At 52.6% G+C, this 1638-nt stretch carries 2 protein-coding genes; both read right to left on the bottom strand.

All coding sequences use genetic code 11. From position 1 onward, the window contains the following. Positions 1 to 735, bottom strand: a 735-nt coding sequence (locus FJ146_19995) for a CDP-alcohol phosphatidyltransferase family protein (protein ID MBM4254255.1), incomplete at its 3' end; no start/stop codon positions are given. Continuing rightward, positions 638 to 1429, bottom strand: coding sequence for a DUF547 domain-containing protein (locus tag FJ146_19990; GenBank protein ID MBM4254254.1), 792 nt, complete (start codon positions 1427 to 1429; stop codon positions 638 to 640). The genes FJ146_19995 and FJ146_19990, both read right to left, overlap by 98 nt. Positions 1430 to 1638: the final 209 nt, after the last annotated feature.

Here is a 1638-nt window from a genome sequence, read left to right as displayed (position 1 = left end):
GCGGACTGTGGCCTCTAGCGAAAGAATACGCCGCGCAAGCATGGTCCTCGAAACGATTGTCACCGCCAGTAGCGCTATCCACACATGGACCAAAGGCACTATGGCGCTGGAACATAATAAAAACAGAGTGTAGGCAATTGCGGTCTCACCGCCCTCTGCCAAGCCGGCAGCAAGACGGAGTCCACGATTATCCGCTCGATGTGGCCGCCGCTTTTCTTCCAGTGCCCCAAGAGCCAGCGCACTAGTAATGCACAGGATGTAAAGCGACAGAACGAGGGACCACTCCCATCGAAGTGCGGGGAAGGCCCTCATAAATGCGAGCACCATGAGCGTGTTGGCAGCCATGTCACAAACAATATCGAGATAAGCGCCAAATTCACTCGTCTGCCCTGTGGCCCGAGCGTATATGCCATCGGTACCGTCGAGTAATCGACTCGCCCACCACAGAGTTACCGCTGCTAGGGGCATTTCCCGGACACAAAAAAGACCCGCCAACGTAGCTAGCGCGAGTCCAAGGAGGCTGATCATATTTGGCGTGACGCCTATGCGGGCGTATAGCCTAATCAGGCCTCCGGTAAACTGCGGCAAAACTCTACGAAATGGGCCATCGATCATACTACAACTCAAAAGCTGGCGACTATCTCGCGCTTTTGTACTCATTGAGCTGCCAAGAGTAAGGCAGATAATCAGTCGCGAATTTAGATGCAATTGCGCTGGCGTATATATCTCCAGCATGTCTTTGAATCACCGCATCTATACTACCACCGTAATTAACAAAGTCGTCACGGTACCAATCAAAAATCTTTGAGAGAAGCATCTTACGGCTGGAACGGTCGACTTTGTTACGTGATGGGTCGTGCAGCCAACGTGCCATCTGCTCATCCAGCTGACGGTCTAAATGCGCGGCAACATAAGGCTCCCCACGCAGCTCGGGACAAGAGCGCGATGCACAGTTGACGGCAGCATGAATGCGGTAGTCTTTGTAAATGGGACGCAGGTACTCGTGTTCAATAGGATCGAGGGATTTTATGGCGCCACCTAGTAAGGAGAAGAACTCAAGCTTCCAGGGATTACCGAATAACCCCCCAATGTCGCGGATGCTGGCAACTGGGTAGTGATCCAGGATCAGCTTAATCGTCAGGCTATTGTAAGCATTAATCAGAAATGCCTTTTGCTGGTTCGGGGTAAAGGCATCAAACTGCGCCCGGTCTACCCCTTGTAGTGACTTCAGGTAACGCTGGAACGGGTGATCTTGGGTCTTCTCCAACGCATCCTTAAGCTCCGCGTACCTGACCTGACCGTCTACCAGGTAAACCGACAAAGTTTGGCCGTAGTCCTGGTGCGTATGATCAAAGCCGGAGGCTGTGGCCGCGGATACTGTCAGCCAGAGCGCCCCCAAGGTTGCCATCAAATTCCATTTTTGTTTCATATAAGACCCCTAAATCCCCTCAATTACTTTGGGTTAGCTGCGATCCCTAGCGTCACCGCGACGCCAATCATGATACTTTTCGAGCCAGCGCAAGGCTGAAGCCGGTGCATGCGCCTTACGCCACACTCCCGCCGCGTACTTGTTTGCCTCTACCAACGTTGGGTACGCATGTACAGTGCTAAGAATTTTGTTGAGTCCCAGCCCATATT

Source organism: Deltaproteobacteria bacterium (genome assembly GCA_016874735.1).
Classification (GTDB): Bacteria; Bdellovibrionota_B; Oligoflexia; order Oligoflexales; family CAIYRB01; genus CAIYRB01.
This window is presented reverse-complemented; position numbering and strand designations above follow the sequence as displayed.